At 67.6% G+C, this 21,944-nt stretch carries 21 protein-coding genes, 1 tRNA gene and 1 other RNA gene; 10 read left to right on the forward strand and 13 right to left on the reverse strand.

Going from position 1 to position 21,944, the window contains the following annotated elements; translation table 11 throughout:
• Positions 1-3 precede the first annotated feature (3 nt).
• The 6 genes from ilvN to AC3ANJ_RS10945 all read right to left on the reverse strand — a co-directional run bounded on the left by ilvN (position 4) and on the right by AC3ANJ_RS10945 (position 7,704).
• Positions 4-513: an acetolactate synthase small subunit gene (gene ilvN, locus AC3ANJ_RS10920; protein ID WP_406249929.1), complete on the reverse strand. Its 510-nt coding sequence runs from the start codon at positions 511-513 to the stop codon at positions 4-6.
• Positions 514-517: 4 nt separating this feature from the next.
• Positions 518-2,320, reverse strand: a complete 1,803-nt coding sequence (locus AC3ANJ_RS10925) for an acetolactate synthase large subunit (RefSeq protein WP_488316328.1) — start codon at positions 2,318-2,320, stop codon at positions 518-520.
• A gap of 66 nt (positions 2,321-2,386) precedes the next feature.
• A complete protein-coding gene (gene ilvD, locus AC3ANJ_RS10930; protein ID WP_488316329.1) occupies positions 2,387-4,102 on the reverse strand; it encodes a dihydroxy-acid dehydratase in 1,716 nt (571 codons plus the stop codon).
• A 9-nt stretch (positions 4,103-4,111) separates the two neighbouring features.
• A complete protein-coding gene (gene otsB / locus AC3ANJ_RS10935) occupies positions 4,112-4,909 on the reverse strand; it encodes a trehalose-phosphatase (protein ID WP_406249924.1) in 798 nt (265 codons plus the stop codon).
• A 44-nt stretch (positions 4,910-4,953) separates the two neighbouring features.
• A complete protein-coding gene (locus tag AC3ANJ_RS10940; protein WP_406249922.1) occupies positions 4,954-6,375 on the reverse strand; it encodes an alpha,alpha-trehalose-phosphate synthase (UDP-forming) in 1,422 nt (473 codons plus the stop codon).
• A 69-nt stretch (positions 6,376-6,444) separates the two neighbouring features.
• On the reverse strand, positions 6,445-7,704 hold the full coding sequence (locus AC3ANJ_RS10945) for an MFS transporter (protein ID WP_488316330.1): 1,260 nt from the start codon (positions 7,702-7,704) through the stop codon (positions 6,445-6,447).
• Between the two features lie 173 nt (positions 7,705-7,877).
• Between AC3ANJ_RS10945 and AC3ANJ_RS10950 the strand changes: the two genes are divergently transcribed.
• Positions 7,878-8,159, forward strand: coding sequence for a hypothetical protein (locus tag AC3ANJ_RS10950; protein ID WP_488316331.1), 282 nt, complete (start codon positions 7,878-7,880; stop codon positions 8,157-8,159).
• 6 nt (positions 8,160-8,165) lie between these two features.
• On the opposite strand, the gene AC3ANJ_RS10955 is transcribed toward AC3ANJ_RS10950, so the two are convergent.
• From AC3ANJ_RS10955 to AC3ANJ_RS10965, 3 genes are read right to left on the reverse strand one after another with little or no spacing between them, the layout of a single operon-like run.
• Complete coding sequence (locus AC3ANJ_RS10955) at positions 8,166-9,344, reverse strand: acetyl-CoA C-acetyltransferase (RefSeq protein ID WP_488316332.1); 1,179 nt, start codon at positions 9,342-9,344, stop codon at positions 8,166-8,168.
• Positions 9,341-9,994, reverse strand: coding sequence for a CoA transferase subunit B (locus AC3ANJ_RS10960; protein ID WP_488316333.1), 654 nt, complete (start codon positions 9,992-9,994; stop codon positions 9,341-9,343). Before AC3ANJ_RS10960 ends, AC3ANJ_RS10955 begins: the two co-directional genes overlap by 4 nt.
• A gap of 1 nt (position 9,995) precedes the next feature.
• Positions 9,996-10,775: a CoA transferase subunit A gene (locus AC3ANJ_RS10965; protein WP_488316334.1), complete on the reverse strand. Its 780-nt coding sequence runs from the start codon at positions 10,773-10,775 to the stop codon at positions 9,996-9,998.
• Between the two features lie 102 nt (positions 10,776-10,877).
• Between AC3ANJ_RS10965 and AC3ANJ_RS10970 the strand changes: the two genes are divergently transcribed.
• The 6 genes from AC3ANJ_RS10970 (at position 10,878) to AC3ANJ_RS10995 (ending at position 16,307) form a co-directional block, all read left to right on the forward strand.
• The gene (locus AC3ANJ_RS10970; RefSeq protein WP_488316335.1) at positions 10,878-11,666 is read left to right on the forward strand and encodes an IclR family transcriptional regulator; all 789 of its coding nucleotides are present in this window, start codon (positions 10,878-10,880) and stop codon (positions 11,664-11,666) included.
• A 39-nt stretch (positions 11,667-11,705) separates the two neighbouring features.
• Entirely contained in the window at positions 11,706-12,152 is a 447-nt protein-coding gene (locus tag AC3ANJ_RS10975) for a MarR family winged helix-turn-helix transcriptional regulator (RefSeq protein ID WP_488316336.1), read from the forward strand.
• Positions 12,149-13,381 (forward strand): MFS transporter, encoded by a 1,233-nt coding sequence (locus AC3ANJ_RS10980; RefSeq protein ID WP_488316337.1) that lies wholly within the window; start codon positions 12,149-12,151, stop codon positions 13,379-13,381. Before AC3ANJ_RS10975 ends, AC3ANJ_RS10980 begins: the two co-directional genes overlap by 4 nt.
• A gap of 190 nt (positions 13,382-13,571) precedes the next feature.
• The gene (locus tag AC3ANJ_RS10985) at positions 13,572-13,949 is read left to right on the forward strand and encodes a hypothetical protein (protein ID WP_488316338.1); all 378 of its coding nucleotides are present in this window, start codon (positions 13,572-13,574) and stop codon (positions 13,947-13,949) included.
• A 73-nt stretch (positions 13,950-14,022) separates the two neighbouring features.
• A complete protein-coding gene (locus AC3ANJ_RS10990; protein WP_488316339.1) occupies positions 14,023-14,634 on the forward strand; it encodes a TetR/AcrR family transcriptional regulator in 612 nt (203 codons plus the stop codon).
• Positions 14,634-16,307: an MDR family MFS transporter gene (locus AC3ANJ_RS10995; protein WP_488316340.1), complete on the forward strand. Its 1,674-nt coding sequence runs from the start codon at positions 14,634-14,636 to the stop codon at positions 16,305-16,307. Before AC3ANJ_RS10990 ends, AC3ANJ_RS10995 begins: the two co-directional genes overlap by 1 nt.
• 71 nt (positions 16,308-16,378) lie before the next feature.
• Here the strand turns inward: AC3ANJ_RS10995 and AC3ANJ_RS11000 are convergent, their stop codons facing one another.
• Positions 16,379-17,452 (reverse strand): PQQ-dependent sugar dehydrogenase, encoded by a 1,074-nt coding sequence (locus tag AC3ANJ_RS11000; protein WP_488316341.1) that lies wholly within the window; start codon positions 17,450-17,452, stop codon positions 16,379-16,381.
• A gap of 85 nt (positions 17,453-17,537) precedes the next feature.
• Positions 17,538-17,610 (reverse strand) — tRNA-Lys (locus tag AC3ANJ_RS11005).
• Positions 17,611-17,751: 141 nt separating this feature from the next.
• Here AC3ANJ_RS11005 and AC3ANJ_RS11010 point away from each other — a divergent pair.
• Together AC3ANJ_RS11010 and AC3ANJ_RS11015 are read left to right on the forward strand one after the other, a co-directional pair.
• Positions 17,752-18,555, forward strand: coding sequence for an inositol monophosphatase family protein (locus AC3ANJ_RS11010; protein ID WP_488316342.1), 804 nt, complete (start codon positions 17,752-17,754; stop codon positions 18,553-18,555).
• A 21-nt stretch (positions 18,556-18,576) separates the two neighbouring features.
• Positions 18,577-19,143, forward strand: coding sequence for a hypothetical protein (locus tag AC3ANJ_RS11015; protein WP_488316343.1), 567 nt, complete (start codon positions 18,577-18,579; stop codon positions 19,141-19,143).
• Between the two features lie 78 nt (positions 19,144-19,221).
• Here the strand turns inward: AC3ANJ_RS11015 and ssrA are convergent.
• Positions 19,222-19,591: a transfer-messenger RNA gene (ssrA, locus tag AC3ANJ_RS11020) on the reverse strand.
• A gap of 131 nt (positions 19,592-19,722) precedes the next feature.
• Between ssrA and AC3ANJ_RS11025 the strand changes: the two genes are divergently transcribed.
• On the forward strand, positions 19,723-20,388 hold the full coding sequence (locus AC3ANJ_RS11025; RefSeq protein ID WP_488316344.1) for an SIMPL domain-containing protein: 666 nt from the start codon (positions 19,723-19,725) through the stop codon (positions 20,386-20,388).
• Between the two features lie 39 nt (positions 20,389-20,427).
• Here the strand turns inward: AC3ANJ_RS11025 and hflX are convergent, their stop codons facing one another.
• The gene (gene hflX / locus AC3ANJ_RS11030; RefSeq protein ID WP_488316345.1) at positions 20,428-21,939 is read right to left on the reverse strand and encodes a GTPase HflX; all 1,512 of its coding nucleotides are present in this window, start codon (positions 21,937-21,939) and stop codon (positions 20,428-20,430) included.
• Positions 21,940-21,944 lie beyond the last annotated feature (5 nt).

A 21,944-nucleotide genomic window follows, 5' to 3' on the forward strand; every position in this document is an offset into this window, starting at 1 on the left:
GTGTCAGCCGCGCAGGACGCGCTCGGTGATGCTCTTGCCGCCGCGCCCGATGGCGAGCAGTCCGGATTGCGAGAGCTCCTTGATCCCGAAGGGCTCGAGAGCGCGCAGGATCGCATCGATCTTGCCCTTGTCGCCGGTGACCTCGACCACGACGGCGTCGGCCGCGTAGTCGACGACGGAGGCGCGGAACAGGTTCACGATCTCGATCACGTTCGAACGGGTCGCGTTGTCCGTGCGGACCTTCACAAGCACGTGGTGTCGCTGGACGGACGTGGCGAAGTCGAGCTCGACGATCTTGATGACGTTGATGAGCTTGTTCAGCTGCTTCGTCACCTGCTCGAGGGGCAGGTCCTCCACGTCGACCACGACGGTGATGCGAGAGATACCCGGCACCTCGGTCACGCCGACGGCGAGGGACTCGATGTTGAAGCCGCGACGGGCGAAGAGCCCGGCGACGCGGGTCAGCAGACCGGGGGTGTCCTCCACCAGGAGGCTCAGCACGTGAGTGGACATGTCGTCACATCTCCTCTTCGAAGGACGGCGCGTGGTCGACGGCGTACTGGACGTAGCTGTTGCTGACGCCCTGCGGCACCATCGGCCACACCATCGCGTCGGCGGACACCACGAAGTCGATCACCACCGGGCGGTCGTTGGTCTCCAGCGCGAGCTTGATCGCGGCATCTACGTCCTCCTCCTTCTCCACCCGGATGCCGAGGCAGCCGTATGCCTCGGCGAGCTTGACGAAGTCGGGGATGCGGATCGTGCCGTGGCCGGTGTTCAGGTCGGTGTTGGAGTGCCGACCGTCGTAGAACAGCGTCTGCCACTGGCGCACCATCCCCAGCGAGGAGTTGTTGATGATCGCGACCTTGATCGGGATGTTGTTGATCGCGCAGGTGGCGAGCTCCTGATTGGTCATCTGGAAGCATCCGTCGCCGTCGATCGACCACACCACACGATGCGGCTCTGCGACCTTCGCGCCCATGGCGGCCGGAACCGAGTACCCCATGGTCCCGGCGCCGCCGGAGTTGAGCCACGAGTTCGGACGCTCGTACTTGATGAACTGCGCCGCCCACATCTGGTGCTGGCCGACACCGGCCGCGTACACGGCTTCGGGTCCGGTCAGCTCGCCGATGCGCTGGATGACGTGCTGCGGCGAGAGCAGACCGTCTGTGGTGGGCTGGAAGCCGAGGGGGAACTCGTCACGCAGTCCGTCGAGGTAGGACCACCACTCGTCGGTGTACGGCTTGTCCGCGCCCATGGTGCCGCGGAACGCGGCGTCCAGGTCGACGAGCACGTCGCGCACGTCGCCGACGATCGGCACGTCGGCGTTGCGGATCTTCGAGATCTCGGCCGGGTCGATGTCGACGTGGACGACCTTCGCGTTCGGTGCGAACAGTGCGGCCTTGCCGGTCACACGGTCGTCGAATCGTGCACCCAGCGCCAGGATCAGGTCGGACTCCTGCAGCGCGAGCACGGCAGGAACCGTGCCGTGCATCCCCGGCATGCCGAGGTGCTGCGGGTGCGAGTCCGGGAACGCCCCGCGAGCCATCAGTGTCGTGACGACAGGAGCGCCGGTCGTCTCGGCGAAGCGCTTGAGCTCTTCGGAGGCGCGCCCGCGGATGACACCACCGCCGACGTAGAGCACCGGCTTCTTGGCGTCTGCGAGCAGGTTGGCCGCGGCCTGGATCTGCTTGCCGTGCGCCTTCGTCACCGGGCGGTAGCCGGGAAGGTCGATCTTGGGCGGCCAGATGAACGGCGCCTTGGCCTGCTGAGCATCCTTCGTGATGTCCACGAGGACGGGTCCTGGGCGACCGGTCCCGGCGATCTCGAAGGCCGCGGCGATGGCAGCCGGGATCTCGTTGACGTCCTTGACGAGGATGGAGTGCTTGGTCACCGGCATCGTGATGCCGACGATGTCCGCTTCCTGGAACGCATCGGTGCCCATGAGGGTCGAGAACACCTGACCGGTGATCGCGACGATCGGCACGGAGTCCATGTACGCATCGGCGATCGCCGTGACGAGGTTCGTCGCGCCTGGCCCTGAGGTGGCGATGGTGACGCCGATCTTGTTGGATGCCGCGGCGTAGCCCTCGGCCGCGTGCCCACCGCCCTGTTCGTGACGGACCAGGATGTGACGCAGCTCGGTGGAATCCAGCAGCGGGTCGTACACCTCCATGATCGCTCCACCAGGGATGCCGAACACGTCGGTGACGCCGAGCAGTTCGAGCGACCGGACGACGGCCTGGGCGCCGGTGAGTTCTGGGGCTGCGGCCTGACGGGCCGGTGGCCGTGGCACGGCGGACACGGAATCAGCAGTCATGTTTGTTTCCTCGGATCTGATGAGCGACGTCGAAGTGGGCCCGAAAGGCCTCGGGCGGCCAGAGACTCAACCGGTCGTCGCTCCCTCGGCTGCGGAGCGCACGAGGGCTGCGTACTTGGCAAGAACGCCACGGGTATAGCGCGGGGGAAGCGGCTCCCAGCCAGAGCGGCGGGAGGCGAGCTCCGCCTCGTCGACGAGTAGGTCGAGAGAGCGAGCTGCGATATCGACCCGTATCAGATCACCATCGCGCACGAAGGCGATAGGACCTGCGTCCACCGCTTCGGGTGCTATGTGGCCGATGCACAGGCCGGTTGTGCCGCCTGAGAATCGTCCGTCCGTCAAGAGTAGTACATCTTTTCCGAGCCCAGCGCCCTTGATGGCTCCGGTGATCGCGAGCATCTCGCGCATACCGGGCCCGCCCTTCGGCCCTTCGTACCGGATGACGACCACGTCGCCGGCCCGGATCGCGCCTTCGGCGAGGGCGTCCATGGCGGCGCGCTCGCGCTCGAACACGCGTGCCGGGCCTTCGAAGACATCGGCGTCGAAGCCGGCGGACTTCACGACGGCGCCCTCCGGCGCCATGGTGCCGTGCAGGATCGTGATGCCGCCCGACGCATGGATCGGGTTGTCGAACGTGTGGATGACCTCGCCGTCGATCGGATCGGGGTCCAGGTCGCGCAGGTTCTCGGCGACGGTCTTGCCGGTGACGGTCAGGGCATCGCCGTGCAGGAGTCCCTCGTCGAGCATCGCCTTCATGATGACGGGGATTCCGCCCTGACGATCGACGTCATTCATGACGTACTTGCCGAACGGCTTCATGTCGGCGATGTGCGGCGTCCTGTCACCGATCCGGTTGAAGTCGTGCAGGTCGAGTTCGACCTGCGCCTCGCGGGCGATCGCGAGCAGATGCAGGACGACGTTGGTCGACCCGCCGAGCGCCATCGCGAGAGCGATCGCGTTTTCGAAGGACTCCTTGGTCAGGATGTCCTTGGTGGTGATGCCCAGACGCAGCAGGTTGACGACCGCCTCGCCCGAACGGTGCGCGAACTGGTCGCGTCGACGATCCGCGGACGGCGGTGCTGCCGACCCCGGCATGCTCAGCCCGAGCGCCTCGGCCACGGAGGCCATGGTGTTCGCGGTGTACATGCCGCCGCAGGCGCCCTCACCCGGAGCGAACGCGCACTCGATGCGCTTGAGGTCCTCTTCGCTCATCCGGCCGGCGCGGCAGGCGCCGACGCCCTCGAACGAGTCGATGATCGTGATGTCCTTCTCGGTGCCGTCCGACAGCTTCACCCAGCCCGGTGCGATCGAGCCGGCGTACAGGAAGACACTGGACAGACCGAGTCGGGCGCTGGCCATGAGCATCCCCGGGATCGACTTGTCGCAGCCCGCGAGCAGGACCGAGCCGTCCAGCCGCTCCGCCATCATGACGGTCTCGACCGAGTCCGCGATCACCTCGCGGGAGACGAGCGAGAAATGCATGCCCTCGTGGCCCATCGAGATGCCGTCCGAGACGGAGATCGTGCCGAACTGCAGCGGATATCCGCCGCCGGAGTGCACGCCCTCCTTCGCCCCTTGCGCGAGGCGGTCCAGGCTCAGGTTGCAGGGCGTGATCTCGTTCCAGCTCGACGCGATCCCGATCTGGGGCTTGTCCCAGTCCGCATCGCCCATGCCGACCGCGCGGAGCATCCCGCGCGACGTCGTGGCTTCGATTCCGTCCGTGACGACGCGGCTGCGGGGCTTGATGTCGACGGACGCGTCCGTGGGTTCCTGCGAGGCCATGACGGCAGTCTATTCCCGTCCGGCGGCCCGCTCCGTTGCCACCTGCGCCAGAAGTTCGGCGATCTGCTGTGGGTTCTCGACACGCAGCGTCGCCGCCGACTCGCCCGGTCCGACCCGAACACCCAGGTCCCCGGGCAGCAGCACGCGCAGGGCGTCCTCGTCGGTCACGTCGTCACCGGCGAACAGGATGCCGGTGGCATCGAAGTGCTCGCGGAGAACGCCCATCGCCGCATCCTTGCCCTCGGTGCGCGAGGAGAACTCGAGCACCCGATGACCGGAGCGCCGGCGCCAGTGCGGGAAACGGTCGGCGACGAGCGCGTCGATCTCGGCGAACACCGCGGCCTCGACCTCCGGCGTCGCGCGGCGGGTGTGCACTCCCATGCCGAACGCCTTGGGCTCGAACTCGGCGCCCTCGTAGCGTTCGATGATGGGCTGCGCGGCCGCCCAGAGCTCTTCGCGCGCCCCCTCCTCGGTCGCCTCACCGGTCGGGGCTGCGTCACCCGTCCCGGGGAACCAGTACTGCGCGCCGTGCGATCCGGCGAGCGCGACGGATGAGTCGTCCTCGTGCTCGGTGATGATACGCAGGTCGTGCATGCTGCGCCCGGAGACGAAGGCGACCTGCGTGTCCGGAAGAGCCACGAGGCGCTCGATCTGCTCCTTGACGGCCGGCAGAGCCCTGGCCGCCATCGGTTCAGGAACAAGCGGCGATGCGACGCCGTCGAAGTCGAGCGCGATCACGAGCCGGGGCGTGGTGGCGATGGCGGTCAGTGCGGCGTCAGCGGTTCCGGGCGTCCAGGTGCGGGTCACTGCGATCTCTCCTCAGGAAGTCAAGTCGGGTCCGTCTCAGCCTCTCACGGCTGCGGCGCCGGCTTCTCCTTGGCTGCACGCAGTGCGGCGAGGAACGACGACGACCACGCGTTCACGTCGTGCTCGAGCACGCGCTTGCGCAGCGCGCGCATGCGCTTGCCCTGCTCGGCGGCCGGCATCTGCACGGCCGTCATGATGGCGTCCTTGAGGCCTTCGATGTCGTGCGGGTTCACGCGCACGGCCTGACGGAGTTCATCGGCGGCACCGGTGAACTCGCTGAGCACGAGGACTCCGCGGTTGTCGCGCCTTGTCGCGATGTACTCCTTCGCGACGAGATTCATGCCGTCGCGCAGCGCTGTGACGAGCATGACGTCGGCCGCGAGGTACAGCGCCACCATCTCCTCCCGAGGAAAGCCCTGGTGCAGGTAGCGGATCGCCGTGTGCCCCATGGTGTCGTAATCGCCGTTCAGACGGCCGACCGAGAGCTCGATCTCATCGCGCAGCTGCACGTAGGAGTCCACCCGCTCACGACTCGGGCTCGCGACCTGGACGAACGTGACGTCCTCGACGCTCAGCGTCCCCTCGGCGACCAGCTCGGCGTACGCCTTGATGCGGTGTCTGATGCCCTTGGTGTAATCGAGCCGGTCGACGCCGAGGAGGATCTTGCGCGGGTTGCCGAGACTCTCGCGGATCTCCGCCGCCCTCGCCTGGATGTCTGGGCGAGCCGCGAGTTCGATGTACGGAACGGTGTCGATCGAGATGGGGAACGCCTTGGCCAGGACCGTCCGTGCGCCGTCCTCCTCCGGCACGGTGACGTTCGCCCCCTTCACCTCGTGCCGCAGTCGGCGCCGGACCGCCGCGAGGAAGTAACTGGCGTCCTGCGCGCGCTGGAATCCGATCACATCGGCGCCGAGCAGGCCACGCAGCACCTGGTCGCGCCACGGCAACTGCGCGTAGAGGCCGTGCGCCGGGAACGGGATGTGGTGGAAGTACCCGATCGTCACGTCCGGCCGCAGTGCGCGCACCATCTCGGGGACCAGCTGCAGTTGGTAGTCGTGCACCCACACCGTGCCGTTCGGCGCGACGGCCGACGCCGCCGCCTCCGCGAACCGGCGGTTCACGATCACGTACGCCTCCCACCATTCGCGGTGGTACTGCGGCGGTGAGATCACGTCGTGATACAGCGGCCAGATCGTGTCATTGGCGAAGCCCTCGTAGTACTCCTCGACCTCCTGCTCGCTCAGCGCGACAGGGATCAGTTTGAGACCGCCGGTCTCGAAGGGTGCCAGCTCGAGATCCGCCTGCCCCGCCCAGCCGACCCATGCGCCGTCCACGGAGTGCATGACCGGCTCGAGTGCTGCGACCAGTCCCCCGGGCGAAGTCCGCCAGATCTCCTCGCCGTCCGGGCCCTGGACACGATCCACAGGCAACCTGTTCGCGACGACGACGAATTCCGCAACAGCCATGGAGACTCCCTCATCTGATCGGTGCCTCCAGCGTAGCCGGATCGTCTGCGCGGGCCCGGGGCTGTGCCGTCACTGCGCCGTGCGAGGCGTCCGGCGCGGGTCGCTGAGGAACCAGTTGGCGATCCCTGCGATCAGCACGACGGCTGCGGCGCAGGCCGGCAGCAGCAGCGCCGCACCGGTGCCGAGGGATTCGGCGACTTCGCCGGTGATGGCGGATGCCGCGGCCTGGCCGACCACGACCCCTGAACCCAGCATGGTCATGACGGTGGCCGAGCGGCCCAGCGGACTGCGCGCGGCGCCGAAGCTGTACTGCGTGACGAGGGTCGGGCCGATGCCGATCCCCATGATCGCCAGCGCGATGAGCATGGTCTCCACCGAGGAGGCTGTGGCGACCAGCAGCGTGCCGAGGAACAGGATTCCCCCGAAGACCAGCCAGCGGGCGCGCAGCGTGAATCGGGGCGGCAGCCACGCGACGCCGAGTGCGAGCGCCGCCGAGCCGATGCCCATCACTCCGTAGAGAAGGCCGGCCTGCTCGGCATCCCCGCGGTCGGCCATGAAGGAGGTGAGAGATGTGAGCATCGCTCCGAAGAAGAGTCCGACGCCCAGGATGCCGAGCACCACCACCAGCAGCTCCGGACGGAACAGCTCGGAGGCCTTCGACGGCGCCGAACCGTCGGCGTGCCGCTCGGCGGAGATGTGGCGTGCCGTGGGGTGCAGAGCGAAGGCACCGACGAACACGAAGGTGAGACCTGCGGCGCCCACCAGCGGTGCCCAGGGTGCGATGGCCGACGCGAGGACGCCCACCAGGAACGGCCCGAACACGAACACGGTCTCATCGGCTGCCGACTCGTACGAGAACGTGCCGGAGATGGTCTTCGCCCTGGTGCTCTCCGGCATCCGCTCCGAGATGATCGCGACCAGGCGGGAACGCGACATCGGCGAGACCTGCGGTGCCGAGGCGCCGATCAGCAGAGCCGTGATCAGCACGAGAGGATCGGCGGCCGGGCTGTAGACGACCCAGGCGAAGACGGCGAGCATCGTGCCGTTGACGATCGCGGAGATCAGGAGCACGACGCGCTGGCCGTAGCGATCCGCCGCAGCGCCGAGCAGGGGGCCGACCACAGCGGTGCCGAGACCCACTGCCGCTGAGGTGAGGCCGCCGAGCGCGAGCGAGCCGCGGGACGAGACGACGACGGTGAGGACACCGACGACCATCATCGCGAACGGGAGTCGCGCAATGAAGGCGATGACGAAATAGGGCAGGCCCGCCAGGCGCAGCAGGCTGGGAGACGCGGCGGATGCCGCAGAAGACGTGTGTGTCTGGGTCATGGCTCTCGCGCGCCCGATGGACGCGGGGATCTGGTGCCGCCGCTTTCCGCCGGGATGCCGACGGCCGGTAGATACACAACTGGGACGCCGAAGCGCCAACGGACATCTTAGCGTCGTGACCTGCGAGATTCCAGAGTCGGTCGGTCGATCGCACGACCGGGTACCGTTGGGGCATGCGCTATCTCTTCGGCACTGGACTCATCGGAGCGATCACCGCGGGCGCCTCGCTGCTGCGCGGCACACGAGAGGCGCCGATCACCTGGCGCGCCGTTCTGGCGTGGCTGAGCTGGGGCATCACTCTCGCACTGGCGATCGGCGCGCTCGTCGACATGCGCCGCGAGGAGAAGGGGCTCGCCGTGGCCGCCGACTCTCCGCTCGCACCGGTGCAGGAGAAGCGAGCACGCAAGAACGCCAAGCGCCTCGAGAAGCAGACCAAGGCGGCGCAGAAGCGCTGAGGCCCGTCAGCGCGTCAGGACGAGCGCCTCGCCCTGACCGCCGCCGCCGCAGAGGCCGACAGCCATGGTGCCGCTGCCGCGACGGGCCAGCTCGTGAGCGAGGTGCACGACGAGACGGTTGCCGCTCGCGCCGATCGGATGACCGATCGCGATGCCGCCGCCGTGGATGTTGACGACGTCGCTCGAAAGTCCGAGCTCGGTCTGGGATCGCGCCACGACGGCGCCGAACGCCTCATTGATCTCGACGAGGTCGAGATCCTCCGGTGAGATGCCCTGCTTCTCGCACGCCTTTTCTATCGCTCGCGCCGGCTGCGCCTGCAGGGAGTTGTCCGGCCCGGCGGTCTGCCCGCTCGCTCCGATCACGGCGAGCACCGGCCAGCCGTGGGCGTCGGCGTTCTCACGGGTCGTGATGATGACGGCAGAAGCGCCGTCCGAGATCTGCGAGGAGTTGCCGGCGGTGATCGATCCGCCGTCGGCGAAGGCCGCACGGAGTCCTGCGAGCGTGTCGACGGTGGTCTCGGGGCGCACGCCTTCGTCCTTCGCGACGACGACCGGTTCGCCGCGGCGCTGCGGCACCTCGACGGCGATGATCTCGGAGGCGAACACTCCGGCGTCCTGCGCCGCGGCTGCGCGCTGGTGCGACAGCGCCGCGACGGCATCCTGCGCCTCGCGGGTGAGCTCGTACCGTGCGTTATGGCGCTCGGTCGAGGCACCCATGCTCTCGCGGTCGTACGCGTCTGTGAGTCCGTCGTAGGCCATGTGGTCGAGCACCTCGACGCTGCCGTACGTCCAGCCGTCTCGTGAGCCCATCAGCAGATGGGGCGCGCGGGTCATCGACTCCATTCCGGCCGCGACCACCGTGGTCGCGTCGCCGGTGCGGATCATGCGGGCGGCATCGATGATCGCGGTGAGCCCGGACAGGCAGACCTTGTTCACGGAGTGCGCGGGAACGTCCCAGCCGATGCCGGCCCCGATCGCGGCCTGCCGCGCGGCGTTCTGCCCAGAGCCCGCGGCGAGGACCTGTCCGATGATCACGGCATCCACTTCCCCTGGATCGACGGATGCCTGGGCGAGCGCACCGCGGATCGCGAACGATCCGAGCTGAGGGGCGGTGAAGGAGGCCAGCTGGCCCTTGAGTCGGCCCTGCGGGGTACGAGCGGCGGCGACGATGACGATGTCGGTCATGACAGTTCCTTCAGTTCCGGGGAGATGAAGAGCGGGGGCTCGGTCGCCTCGATGACGTCCTGCACGCTCACGCCCGGCGCCGTTTCGACGAGCACGAGTCCATCGGGGGTGATGTCGATGACGGCCAGATCGGTGATGATGCGGTGCACCACTCCCCTGCCGGTCAAGGGCAGCGAGCAGTCGTTCACGATCTTGGCGGAGCCGTCCTTCGCGACATGCTCCATCAGCACGACGACGCGCCTGGCGCCGTGGACGAGGTCCATCGCGCCGCCGGGCCCCTTGACCATCTTGCCCGGGATCATCCAGTTCGCGAGATCGCCGGATACCGAGACCTGCATGGCGCCGAGAATCGCGGCGTCGATCTTGCCGCCGCGGATCATCCCGAAGCTCATCGCCGAGTCGAAGAACGCCGAACCCGGCAGCACCGTGACGGTCTCCTTGCCTGCGTTGATGAGATCGGGGTCGACGGCATCCTCGGTGGGATACGGTCCCACGCCGAGAATGCCGTTCTCGGACTGGAGCACGACCGTCACGCCCGTCGGGACGTAGTTCGGTACGAGAGTCGGCAGTCCGATGCCGAGGTTGACGTAGGAGCCGTCCTCCAACTCTTCGGCTGCGCGGGCCGCCATCCGTTCGCGTGTCAGCGGCATGTCAGACTCCTTCCTGCGACGGCGTCACGGTCCGTCGCTCGATGCGCTTCGGAATCTCGGTGCCGACCTCGACGATGCGGTGCACGTAGACGCCGGCGAGATGCACGCGGTCCGGATCGATCTCTCCCGGCTCCACGAGCTGCTCGACCTGGGCGATGCAGATGCGACCCGCCATCGCGGCGAGCGGGTTGAAGTTGCGGGCCGCCTTGTTGAACACGAGGTTCCCGTGCCGGTCGCCCGCGGCGGCGTGCACGAGCGAGAAATCGGTCGTGATGGCATCCTCCAGCACGAACTCCTTCGGCGTGCCATCGACGTCGAACGTGCGGATGTCCTTCACGGGCGACGCGACGGCGATCGTGCCATCGGCGTTGTATCGCCGGGGCAGACCGCCCTCGGCGACCTGGGTCCCGACGCCGGTCTGGGTGTAGAACGCCGCGATGCCGGAGCCACCCGCCCGCAGCTTCTCGGCCAGCGTGCCCTGCGGAGTGAGTTCGAGCTCGAGCTCACCCGAGAGGAACTGCCGCTCGAACTCCTTGTTCTCGCCCACGTAGGACGACGTCATCTTGCGGATGCGCTGGGCGGCGAGCAGGATGCCGAGGCCCCAGTCGTCGACGCCGCAGTTGTTGCTGACGACGCTGAGATCCGTGGTCCCCTGCGCCAGCAGCGCCTCGATGAGCGCGATCGGGTTGCCGGAGAGGCCGAAGCCGCCGACGGCGAGGGATGCCCCGACCGGGATGTCGGCCACGGCCTCGGCCGCAGAGGCCCATTGCTTGTCGATCACGCATCACTCCTTCGTGGGTTCTGATTCCAGCATCCACCTGTTGCGCCGCGTTCTGAAGGGCGTGCTTGCCATGTGGTCGGATGCGCGAGTAGCGTCCACCATGTGGAACCCACGACGCGATCAGTGCCCGGCGCACAGGCGGTGGCCAGGGCTGCGCACCTGTTGCGGCTGGTCACGGCCGGCGGTGCGGACGGCGCGAGTCTTCACGAGCTGGCGCGCTCCGCGGAGTTGTCGCGCTCGACCGCGCACCGGCTGCTCTCCGCACTCCGCGTCGAAGGACTCGTCGATCGGGACGACGACACCGCGCGATGGATGCCTGGACCCGAACTGTTCCTCATGGGAACCGTCGCCGCAGCGCGCTATGACATCACAGCCCTCGCGCGCGACATCGTCCGCTCGCTGGCGGTGAAGACCGAGGAGAGCGCCTTCCTGTCCGTACGACGCGCCGATGAGACCGTCTGCCTGCTGCGCGAAGAGGGTTCGTTCCCGATCCGGTCGTTCGTGCTCAGCGAAGGCGTCCGCTTCCCGCTCGGCGTCGCCAGTGCCGGACTCGCGATTCTGGCGTTCCTCCCTGACCACGATGTGGATGCCTACCTCGACCGACATCCGGAGCTCGCGGACCGTTGGGGCCGAGTGCACGGCGAGAAACCGTTGCGCGCGAGGCTCACCGAGACCAAGGAACGCGGCTACGCGATCAACCCTGGGCTCATCGTGGAGGGCAGCTGGGGCATCGGCGCGGCCGTCTTCGATCGCCAGGGGCGCCCGGAGTGGGCGCTGAGCCTGACGGGCGTCGAGTTCCGCTTCGGCCCGGACCGCATGGCCGATCTCGGACGGACGCTGCTGGCGCACGCGCACCAGCTCTCATCGCGCATCGCGAACGCCCGGCGCTGACCGCATCCACTACATACCATTCGGTATATACTCGAAGGTATGAATCGTGCTGACGTGATTCCGTCCATCGTGCTCTCGGCGCACGCGCTGGCCCGTATCGCCGCGCAGGATGCCAAGAACGAGGCGCCATCGGCCCAGTGGCGCGTGCTCAGCATCCTGGAGCGCGACGGCGGCATCCGGCTCGGCGCTCTGGCGGCGGCCGCCCGGACGACGCAACCGGGGATGACCCGCCTGATCGGCGACCTCGAACGCGCGGGACTGGTTTCGCGTTCGAGCGACCCCGCAGACTCGCGCGCGACGGTCGTGGACATCACGCCGACCGGACGCACCGCGGTGCAGGAATGGCGAGCAGAGTTCCGCGCGACGCTCGCACCGCGATTCGCGGACCTCGGGGATGACGACTGGGCAGCGCTTTCGCGTGCTGCCGAGATCCTCATGGACCACTCCGCACAATCCCCCCTTTCGAAGACAGGAGACACGGAATGAGCAGCGCGAAGGCGACCGGATCGACCTGGAAGCAGCCGGCCCAGGTATGGGCGGTGGCGTTCGCGAGCGTCGTCGCGTTCATGGGCATCGGACTCGTGGACCCGATCCTCCCCGCCATCGCGGAGTCTCTCGAGGCGACGCCGACCGAGACCGAACTGCTCTTCACGAGCTACCTGCTGATCACCGGGCTCGCGATGCTCGTCACGAGCTGGATCTCGAGCCGCATCGGTGCGAAGGCGACACTGCTTACCGGCCTCGCGCTGATCGTCGCGTTCGCACTGGCCTGTGCACTCAGCGGCAGCGTGGACGCCATCATCGGGTTCCGCGCCGGGTGGGGCCTGGGCAACGCGCTGTTCATCTCCACGGCGCTCGCGACGATCGTCGGGTCGGCGTCCGGCGGCAGCGCCGCGGCGATCGTGCTCTACGAGGCCGCGCTCGGGCTCGGCATCGCGATCGGCCCGCTGCTCGGAGGGCTGCTGGGCGAGGTCAGCTGGCGCGGACCGTTCTTCGGCGTCGTCGCGCTCATGGCGATCGGGTTCATCGCCGTGCTGACCATGCTGCGTCCTTCAGCAGAGAAGCGCGAGCCCGTGCCGTTCTCCGCACCGTTCAAGGCGCTGGGCCGCCCGGCGCTCGCGATTCTCGCGATCACGGCGTTCTTCTACAACATCGGATTCTTCGTTCTGCTGGCGTTCTCGCCGTTCCCACTGGGTTTCGGCGCGATGGGCATCGGCTTCACGTTCTTCGGCTGGGGCGTCGCACTCGCGATCACGAGCGTCTGGGTGGCGCCGTGGATGATGCGCCGGATGCACCGCACCACGATCATCCTGACGGTCCTGCCGCTGCTCGCGGTCGATCTCATCGTCGCCGGGATCGTGGCGCAGGATGCGCCCGCGCTCGTCGCCTGCATCATCATCGGCGGACTGCTGCTCGGCGTCATGAACACGGTCCTGACCGAGGCGGTCATGGAGGCGACGGACCTGCCGCGCTCCGTCGCATCCTCGGCGTACTCGTCCGTGCGCTTCATCGGCGGCGCGGTTGCTCCGCCCGTCGCCGCACTGCTGTGGCACCAGTTCAACGCGACGGTTCCGTACCTGTTCGCCGCCGCGGCCGTGCTCATCGCGACGCTGACGGTCTTCCTCGGACGCCGCGTACTCGCTCACATCGATGACGAGCCCGAAGACGCCGCACGAGAGGATGCCGAGGCGATCCTGATCGGCGACGCCGCCTGAGCCAGCTCGTCGATCGGCGCGGTGCTCGTGATGACGAGCGGCGGCCACCGTGCCGAACCTGTGGTCCTGGCGCGACGGATCGGCGCGCAAGATGTCACGATAGCGCCGGCATCGCGACCCACCGGTCTTGTCGCCGCAGCCGGGGAGTGCCAGAATCCCCTCAAACGCGGGATGCAGGGGGAGATCGACCATGTCCGCTTCTCGACGAGCACTGCGTGCGACCCTCGTCCTCGCGCTGGGAGCGACCGCACTCACCGGCGGTGTTTCGCTCACGGTGTTCATGGCCGTGGCGATCCTCCGCAAGGGGGCGCACGCCCTCTTCGCGCTGTGGAGCTGGGTACCGATGTTCGGAATCGCCGGGGCCGGCCATCCCGTCCCTCAGTACGATTTCTTCTCGCCGAGCCTGGCGATGCTCGGCGGAATCCTCCTGTTCTCGATCGGATGGATAGTGATCATCCGCGGTGCAGCCGCCGCATGGCCCGACCGGTTCAACCACGCCGGCACGACCCCTCAGACGAATGACCTGTCGGTCGGCGACGACGAGACGGCCGACCTCGCTCGTCCGTGACCTCGATACGCGCGTTCCGCGGCACCCGAGACTCACAGTGCACTCTTAGGTTCAGAGTGCAAACTTGCACTCTATGAGCGAGAGTGCAGAGTCCCTGCGAGGCCAACGCAAGCGCGAGACCGCGCGCGCACTGACCGATGCCGCGCGCCGACTGACGGGCGCACGCGGGTTCACCGGATTCACCGTCGAGGAGATGTGCGCCGAGGTGGGCGTCTCCCGCCGGACGTTCTTCAACTACTTCGAGAGCAAAGAGAACGCGATCTTCGGGTTTGCCCTCGTCGACGACGCCGAACGCGCCCTCGCTGAGGAGTTCGCTTCCCAATCCGGCGATATCATCGACGACTTCGCTTCGATGATGATCCGTCGGTGGGCGCTGTTCGATCCGGTCAGCGAGGCACCGGCCATCCTCGCGATCATCGAGGAGGAGCCGCGTCTGCTCAAAGCCGCCATCGAGCATCTTGGGGCGAACGAACGCCGGGACATCGAGCTCATCCAGCGCCGCATCGGCACCGACGTCGAATCCCGTCTGCGCGCAGAGATCATCGTGCACGTCTTCGGCGCCCTCGTGCGGATGTGCATGGACGAGCTCCTTCAACACCACTCCCCCGAATCCTTCGAAGATCTCCTCACCCGACGGCTCGAGATCGCCCGCTCCACGTTGACACCACCACAGAAAGCTCACTGATGTCCGCCATCGCACCAACGGATGCGCCTTTCCTCCTCACCAAACGGCGCATCTGGCTCATCTTCAGCGCACTCATCGCAGGCATGCTGCTGTCCAGCCTCGATCAGACGATCGTCTCCACCGCCATGCCGACGATCGTCGGCCAGCTCGGCGGCGTGGACCACCAGGTCTGGATCACCACCGCGTATCTGCTCGCCACGACGATCGTCATGCCGATCTACGGCAAGTTCGGCGACGTGCTCGGCCGACGCAACCTCTTCCTGGTCGCGATCGCCCTGTTCACACTCGCGTCCGTCGGCTGCGCCTTCGCCACCGATTTCTGGATGTTCGTCGTGTTCCGCGCGATGCAGGGCCTCGGCGGCGGCGGCCTGATGATCCTGTCTCAGGCGATCATCGCCGACATCGTGCCGGCCAACGAGCGAGGAAAATACATGGGCCCGCTCGGCGCCGTGTTCGGCCTCTCGGCCGTGGCTGGGCCCCTGCTCGGCGGCTTCTTCGTCGACCACATGACCTGGCAATGGGCGTTCTACATCAACATCCCGGTCGGTATCGCTGCCTTCATCATCGCGCTCGTCGCGTTGAAGCTGCCCAGCAAGAAAGCCGAGAAGCCGATCGACATCTTCGGCGTCATCTTCCTGTCGATCGCGACGACCTGCTTGATCTTCTTCACCGACTTCGGCGGCGACAAAGAGTTCGGCTGGGATTCTGCCGCCACCTGGGCATGGGGCGCCGGGCTCGTCGTCGCCGCGACCGCGTTCGTCATCACGGAATCGCGCGTGCAGGATCCGATCATCCCGCTGAGCCTGTTCCGCAATCCGATCTTCGTGAACGCGACCGCGATCGGGCTGGTTCTCGGAATCGGCATGTTCGCCGCGATCGGGTTCGTCCCGACGTTCCTGCAGATGTCCTCCGGCACGTCAGCCGCGGCATCCGGACTCCTCATGATCCCGATGATGGTCGGGCTCATGGGCACATCGATCGGCTCCGGTATCGCGATCTCGAAGACCGGCAAATACAAGATCTACCCGATCCTCGGCACGATCATCACCGGCCTCGCCATGGCCGCTTTCACGACCCTGTCCGCCTCGACGCCGATCTGGCTCATCTGCGTGTTCCTGTTCTTCTTCGGTGCAGGGCTCGGCCTCATCATGCAGGTCGTGGTGCTGGTGGTGCAGAACGCCGTCCCGGCGAACGAGATCGGCACGGCGACGAGCACGAACAACTACTTCCGCGAGGTCGGCGCGTCGCTGGGCACCGCAGTGTTCGGAACCATCTTCACGACGCGTCTCACCGAGAACCTTCTCGGCGTCTTCGCTGAAGCCGGCGCGTCGCCGGATGCCGCCTCGCAGGCGGCTTCCACGATCGACCCGGCGACGCTCAGCACGCTGCCGGATGACGTGCGCGACGGCATCGTGACGGCCTACGCCGACGCCCTGGCGCCGGTGTTCTGGTACCTGATCCCGTTCATCCTGCTGGCGCTCGTGCTCTCGCTGTTCCTCAAGCAGATCCCACTGTCCGATCAGGCCGGACTCGTGGCCCGAGGCGAAGCGATCAGCGGGGACGAGGCCGAGCGGCTGCAAGCCCAGTCGCGCAGCGGTGCCCCGATCGCCGTTGAAGCCGGCGGCTCGGATTCCGTCAGCGACGACACCGGAGGCATACCGGTCCGGCGCTGACCGGTACTTCCCCACCCGGCCCACCGTCGCTGAGACGGTGGGCCGAGTGCGTGGGTCGGCGTCAGCCGGTTTCACGCCACCCCACGTGGGACACGGATGATGCGATCGTCGCCGGGACGCGGGTCGCCACGGCCATCCGTATTGTTCGTGACGATCCAGAGCGCCCCATCAGGGGCGATCACGACGTCGCGCAGTCGCCCGTACTCGCCGGCGAGCCGCTCAGTGGACGCCCCGAGGTCGTCGACCGGGACCTCGCGCAGCCGCTCGCCGCGCAGATTCGCGATGTGGATGGTGCCGTCGACGATCGCCATGCCGCTGGGGCTCGCATCCGCCGGGGCCCACTGCTGCACCGGATCGATCAGTCCCGGCTGTTCCGCGGCCCCCTCGGCATCCGGCCAGCCGTAGTTCCCACCGGGCTCGATGACGTTGAGCTCGTCCCAGGTGTCCTGACCGAACTCGCTCGCGTACAGCGCACCGTCCTCGTCCCACGCGAGACCCTGAGGATTGCGGTGACCGTAGCTGTACACCGCGGACCCGGAGAACGGGTTGTCGTCCGGGATCGATCCGTCGGGTGCGAGACGGAGGATCTTGCCGGAGAGCGATTCGAGGTCCTGGGCCGCGTCGCGATTCCCGGCATCCCCTGCCGTGACGTACAGCATGCCGTCAGGACCGAACGCGATGCGCCCTCCGTTGTGATTCGTGCCCGCATCGATGCCGGTGAGGATCGACTCCGAGGGGCCGAGCCCGAGCGCACCGGCGCTGCCGGTGAGTTCGTAGCGGTCGACGCGATTCTCCTGCGCCGCAGTGAGGTACACGTAGAGATGGTCGTCGTGGGCTGCGATTCCCAGGAGCCCTCCTTCGCCGCGCGGCTGCACATCGGCGATCGTGCCGACTTCGCGCACGGCGCCGTCATCGCCGATCTCGAGGATGCGTGCCGACTCGCGTTCGCTCACGAGCGCGGTGCCGTCGTGGAAGGTGACGGACCATGGCACGTCCAGATCGTCCGCAATGACGGACACTGCGGAGGTGGAGGGTTCCGCATCGTCACCAGTCGGCGCAGAGCACCCGCTCACGAAGATCACGGCGACGAGCACGCTGGCACCGAGGACCAGTGCACGAGGGGCACCGCCGGTCGTCTTCATCATCGGATTCCTCCCGCCGTCTGCAGTGCAACGCGGACGAAGCAGAAAAGCCCCAGTCGACTGGCGAGAGTCTTCTGAGGCTGATCCGTGCACCCCCTGGGACTTGAACCCAGAACCCACTGATTAAGAGTCAGTTGCTCTGCCGATTGAGCTAGAGGTGCGTGGCCGGTCTTGCCCGGCCGAGGAATTACGTTACCAGGTTGTCGGCCGCAAATGAAATCGAGGCCGGCATGCCTAGGGAGACGCTGTGAACAGCCTGCCCGCGCCGAGGGAGACACTGCCCTGACGGCTATTCTGGTGGGGTGACCGACTCCCCCGCTGCCGCCGAACTCCGGGGTGATCTCGACCTCGCTCTCCGCCTCGCCCAGGCCGCCGACGAACAGTCGCTGCCGCGCTTCGATGCCGCCGACCTGGAGGTCTCGCGCAAGGCCGACCGTTCCCACGTCACGGACGCCGACCTGGCGACGGAACGTGCGATCCGCGGCATCCTCGCTGCCGAGCGACCTGGTGATGGCATCCTCGGCGAGGAGTACGGCACGGAGGGCTCCACGCACCGCCAGTGGATCATCGACCCGATCGACGGCACGGCGAACTTCCTTCGCGGCGTCCCGCTGTGGGGGACGATGATCGCCCTCGCGATCGACGGAGTACCGCAGGTCGGCGTGGTCAGCATGCCGGCGCTGGAGCGCCGCTGGTGGGCAGCGTCGGGGCTCGGCGCCTGGACGGGCACATCTGCTGAATCGCGCGAGCTGCGCGTCTCGTCCGTCGACACCCTGGATGATGCGAGCGTCAGCTTCCAGAGCATCGCGCAATGGGCGGATGCCGGGAAGCTCGACGACCTCATTCGCCTCGCGTCCCGCGTATGGCGCGACCGCGCCTACGGCGACATCTACTCGTACATGCTGCTGGCCGAAGGCCGGATCGACATGGTCGCCGAATTCGACGTCAAGGAGTACGACATCGCGGCTGCCGTGCCGATCGTCCGCGAGGCGGGCGGGCGCATGACGTCCTACGACGGAATCGAGACGCTGTCGGCGCTTTCGACACTCGCCACCAACGGGGTCCTGCACGACGCGTTCCTCGAGCTCCTGCACCCGTCCGACTGACGCCCACCGACAAGGCCCGTGATGATCCCCCGCATCCCCCTCGCCGCAGCCGCCGCTCTTCTGCTCGTCCTGAGTCTCGCCGCGTGCGCGCAGACCCCCGCACCGATCGAGACCCAGGCGGCCACGCCGCCGCCGGCCGCCGAGACCAGCGCGCCCGTCGTCAACGAACCCACCGGTGAGCCGGAGCCCGCAGCGGACCCCACCTGCGAGACACTCGTGACGCCGGGCACCGTCAGCACCCTCACCGACCTCGGGTGGAGCGCGAAGCAGTCCGAGTTCCGCATCGGCGAGATCGTGATCGAGAACGGCATCCACTGCTCCTGGGCGAACTGGGAGGAAGCATCCGACCATGGCCAGTTCTTCGCGTGGGGCGAGCTGACGCCGGACCAGACGGCAGCCGCGCAGAGCGAGCTGCTCGCCCAGGGCTGGGAGCGCGAGAACGTGGATGGAGCACTGTACTTCACCGAGCCGGCGGAATCCGCCTTCCAGGTCGATGAGGACGGGTACGGCATGACCTACCTGTTCGGCGACGGCTGGGTGCGCTTCGCCGACACGAAGCAGAGTCTGATCCTGATCAACTGGCCGTGACCGACGCGCCGTGACAGACGAAGAGGCCCGCCTCCCGTGGTTCACGGGAGGCGGGCCTCTTCATTCGCGACAGCGGTTCGGTGGAGCTGGGGGGAATCGAACCCCCGTCCAACGCTGAGTCTCCACGCCTTCTCCGGGCGCAGTCTGTGCAGACGTTCTGCTCGGCTCCGACCTTTGTCACAGACACCTAAGTCGACAAGCCCAGCCTGGGAAGAGTCCCGCGTGACGTCCAGACGCCATCACGCAGCAAGATTCCTAGATGACGCCAGGATCCGTATCGGAATCACATACGGCCTGACGGACTATCGGGCTCGCTTATGCAGCGAGGGCGAAGTCGTTGCGCTTTGTTTCGGCAACTATTGTTTTGCAGGGAGCGTTCACGAGATAACCCTGCATCCTCGGCCCGCTTCTCGTGGATTCACAGGCGCTGTCGAAACCGATCAGCCCCGTGGTCCTTCTTGCGAAGGGACCGCTGTCGCACTGTGGAATTACCAATCGGATGCCGGAACACCCGAGCATCTCAGACTACAACGTATCCGGGCCCCACGCCATTCCCGGCACCTCGCGTAGAGTCATCGCATGAGCGACGTCACCATCACCGTTCGCGGCCAGAGCGAAGAACGCATCGCGCCTGAGCGCGCCACCGTCCGCGTATCCGTGCGCGCCGATGGGCCCGACCGAGCCGTCGTCGTCGAGCACGCGCTCGGCCTCGCAGAGCCGCTGCGTGCAGGACTCGTCGAGCGATCGGATGCCGGCACCATCGCGGAATGGACCAGCCAGCGCCTCTCGGTCCGCGCCGAGCGTCCGTGGAGCAGCGACGGCAAGCGTCTCGCCCCTGTGTACTACGCCACAGTGGACTTCACGGCGACGTTCACCGAGGCATCCGAACTCTCGGTCTGGGTGTCCGACATCTCCGCGTGGGAGGGCATCGAGATCGGCTGGGTCGACTGGCATCTCACTCCCGAGACACGCGATCGCGTCGAACGCGAGGTCGCGGCATCCGCGGTCGGTGTCGCCGTCACACGCGCCGAAGCCTACGCGGGCGCCCTCGGGCGCTCCACGGTGGTCCCGGTGGAGATCGCCGACGTCGGGCTCATCTCCAGCGGTCAGCAGGCGCCGCAGGTGACCGCCTTCAAGGCACGAGGCGCGGCCTTCGCCGCTGCGGATTCCTCGCCCTCGATGGAGTACGAGCCGGACGAGATCGTGGTCTCCGCCACCGTCGAGGCCCGCTTCACCGCGAACTGACCCCCGACGCGCAGCTCGCCCTGCGCGCCGGGGAACGGATCAGTTCGCGACAGCGAACGGTGCCAGCTCGGCGGCGAGGCGCTCGGAGACGCGTGCGTGCACGGCAGTTCCGTGTTCGCCGTGCTCAGAGGACAGCAGCATGCCCGTCTCGTGGATCGCCGCGACGAGGTCGCCGCGATCGTACGGCACGAGTGCGTGGATCTCGATGGCCGGCTTCGGCAGCGCCTCCTCGACGGCGGCTCGCAGTTCGGGGATGCCCTCTCCGGATCGAGATGACACGAAGTGCGCGTTGGGCTCCAGGCCGCGCAGCACGAGACGCTCGTCGTCGTCGATCAGATCGGCCTTGTTGAAGACCACGATCTCCGGCATGTCGCGCACACCCACGTCGCCGAGGACGTCGCGCACGGTCTGCAGCTGACCGGCGGGGTCCGGGTGCGAGCCGTCGACGACGTGCAGCACGACATCGGCCTCGCCGACCTCCTCCAGCGTCGATCGGAACGCCTCGACCAGCTGGTGCGGCAGATTGCGCACGAACCCGACCGTATCGGTCAACGTGAACACACGTCCGTCGGTGGTCTCTGTGCGGCGCACCGTGGCATCCAGCGTGGCGAACAGCGCGTTCTCGACGAGCACTCCGGCGCTGGTGAGCGCGTTCAACAGGCTCGACTTGCCGGCGTTGGTGTAGCCGGCGATCGCGACCGACGGGATCGTGTTGCGCTTGCGTTCAGCGCGCTTGGCCTCGCGGGCAGGCTTGAAGTCGCGGATCTGACGACGCAGCAGCGCCATCTTGGTCCTGATGCGACGACGGTCGAGTTCGATCTTCGTCTCACCGGGCCCGCGCGAGCCCATTCCGGCGCCGCCGGCGCCGACCTGGCCACCGGCCTGACGGCTCATCGAGTCACCCCAGCCACGCAGGCGCGGGAGCAGGTATTCGAGCTGCGCCAGTTCGACCTGCGCCTTGCCCTCGCGGCTCTTGGCGTGCTGGCTGAAGATGTCGAGGATCACGGTGGTGCGATCGATGACCTTGACCTTGACGACGTCCTCCAGCGCGCGGCGCTGGCTGGGTGCGAGTTCCGTGTCGGCGATCACGGTGTCCGCGCCGGTGGCGGCGACGATGCCCTTCAACTCCTGCGCCTTGCCGCGTCCGATGTAGGTCGCGGGGTCCGGGTGCGGTCGTCGCTGCAGCAAGCCGTCGAGCACGACAGCGCCAGCCGTCTCGGCAAGTGCGGCGAGCTCGCGCAACGAGTTCTCGGCATCGTCCTGGGCGCCCTGCGGGTAGACGCCGACCAGGACCACGTTCTCGAGCCGCAGCTGGCGGTACTCGACCTCCGTGACGTCCTCGAGCTCCGTGGAGAGCCCGGCGACCCGACGCAGTGCGTGACGGTCTTCGAGGTCCCACTGGGCGCCGTCGGCGTCCGTGTGCGCTGCTGTCGAAGCATCCTGGATCGCCTGTGCGGATCCGAACACGTGCGCTTCAGTGCGCTGTTCGGCGTTCGCCAGGACGCGATCGACCGTCTCATCCGTGCGCTTGTCGTTCGTGGTTTCCGTCATCCGTC

This window comes from Microbacterium sp. STRO-1N, from assembly GCF_057748015.1.

What these genes read in the sequence shown, in the direction of transcription:
- ilvN (WP_406249929.1), bottom strand. Translation starts at nt 513, where the DNA reads ATGTCCACTCACGTGCTGAGCCTCCTGGTGGAGGACACCCCCGGTCTG.
- AC3ANJ_RS10925 (WP_488316328.1), bottom strand. Translation starts at nt 2,320, where the DNA reads ATGACTGCTGATTCCGTGTCCGCCGTGCCACGGCCACCGGCCCGTCAG.
- ilvD (WP_488316329.1), bottom strand. Translation starts at nt 4,102, where the DNA reads ATGGCCTCGCAGGAACCCACGGACGCGTCCGTCGACATCAAGCCCCGC.
- AC3ANJ_RS10940 (WP_406249922.1), bottom strand. Translation starts at nt 6,375, where the DNA reads ATGGCTGTTGCGGAATTCGTCGTCGTCGCGAACAGGTTGCCTGTGGAT.
- AC3ANJ_RS10945 (WP_488316330.1), bottom strand. Translation starts at nt 7,704, where the DNA reads ATGACCCAGACACACACGTCTTCTGCGGCATCCGCCGCGTCTCCCAGC.
- AC3ANJ_RS10950 (WP_488316331.1), top strand. Translation starts at nt 7,878, where the DNA reads ATGCGCTATCTCTTCGGCACTGGACTCATCGGAGCGATCACCGCGGGC.
- AC3ANJ_RS10955 (WP_488316332.1), bottom strand. Translation starts at nt 9,344, where the DNA reads ATGACCGACATCGTCATCGTCGCCGCCGCTCGTACCCCGCAGGGCCGA.
- AC3ANJ_RS10960 (WP_488316333.1), bottom strand. Translation starts at nt 9,994, where the DNA reads ATGCCGCTGACACGCGAACGGATGGCGGCCCGCGCAGCCGAAGAGTTG.
- AC3ANJ_RS10975 (WP_488316336.1), top strand. Translation starts at nt 11,706, where the DNA reads ATGAATCGTGCTGACGTGATTCCGTCCATCGTGCTCTCGGCGCACGCG.
- AC3ANJ_RS10980 (WP_488316337.1), top strand. Translation starts at nt 12,149, where the DNA reads ATGAGCAGCGCGAAGGCGACCGGATCGACCTGGAAGCAGCCGGCCCAG.
- AC3ANJ_RS10985 (WP_488316338.1), top strand. Translation starts at nt 13,572, where the DNA reads ATGTCCGCTTCTCGACGAGCACTGCGTGCGACCCTCGTCCTCGCGCTG.
- AC3ANJ_RS10990 (WP_488316339.1), top strand. Translation starts at nt 14,023, where the DNA reads ATGAGCGAGAGTGCAGAGTCCCTGCGAGGCCAACGCAAGCGCGAGACC.
- AC3ANJ_RS10995 (WP_488316340.1), top strand. Translation starts at nt 14,634, where the DNA reads ATGTCCGCCATCGCACCAACGGATGCGCCTTTCCTCCTCACCAAACGG.
- AC3ANJ_RS11000 (WP_488316341.1), bottom strand. Translation starts at nt 17,452, where the DNA reads ATGATGAAGACGACCGGCGGTGCCCCTCGTGCACTGGTCCTCGGTGCC.
- AC3ANJ_RS11015 (WP_488316343.1), top strand. Translation starts at nt 18,577, where the DNA reads ATGATCCCCCGCATCCCCCTCGCCGCAGCCGCCGCTCTTCTGCTCGTC.
- AC3ANJ_RS11025 (WP_488316344.1), top strand. Translation starts at nt 19,723, where the DNA reads ATGAGCGACGTCACCATCACCGTTCGCGGCCAGAGCGAAGAACGCATC.
- hflX (WP_488316345.1), bottom strand. Translation starts at nt 21,939, where the DNA reads ATGACGGAAACCACGAACGACAAGCGCACGGATGAGACGGTCGATCGC.